Here is a 573-nt window from a genome sequence, read left to right as displayed (position 1 = left end):
TCACCTCGTTCGTCACCTGGTCCTTCCCGATCGCGCTGGGCATCGCCATCGGTTCCCGGCTGTTCGCGCCCCGCATCAACCGCCTGCGCTCCCGCCTGCACGTCGCCTCGCCCCTGGAGTACCTCAAGAACCGCTACAACGTCCCCACCCAGCAGGCGCTCGCCTGGTCCGGCATGCTGCTGAAGATCGTGGACGTGGGCGCCAAGTGGGCGGCCATCGCCACCCTGTTGTCCGTCTTCACCGGCGTCACCCTCAACCAGGGCATCCTCATCACCGGCCTGATCACCGCGATCTACTGCACCATCGGCGGCCTGTGGGCGGACGCGCTGACCGAACTGGGCCAGTTCGTCATTCAGTTGCTCGCCGGCCTGTCCATGTTCGTCGCGGTCGTGCTCAAACTGGACCACAAGGGCATCGGCTTCCTCGGCGCCTGGGACGAGCCCGCGCTGCACGGCCACGGAAAGCCCCTGGTCGGCCCGTACGGGACGGTGTTCCTGCTGGCCTTTTTGTTCATCAAGCTCTTCGAGTACAACGGCGGCATGCTCAACCAGGCCCAGCGCTACATGGCGACGG

1 protein-coding gene is annotated in these 573 nt (G+C 66.1%); it reads left to right on the top strand.

Going from position 1 to position 573, the window contains the following annotated elements:
• Positions 1 to 573: sodium:solute symporter family transporter (locus ABD353_RS40000; protein WP_425555364.1), on the top strand; the 573-nt coding region annotated here is incomplete at both ends.

Origin of the sequence: Kitasatospora arboriphila (genome assembly GCF_039528095.1) — a bacterium.
GTDB classification, from domain to species: Bacteria; Actinomycetota; Actinomycetes; order Streptomycetales; family Streptomycetaceae; genus Kitasatospora; species Kitasatospora arboriphila.
This window is presented reverse-complemented; position numbering and strand designations above follow the sequence as displayed.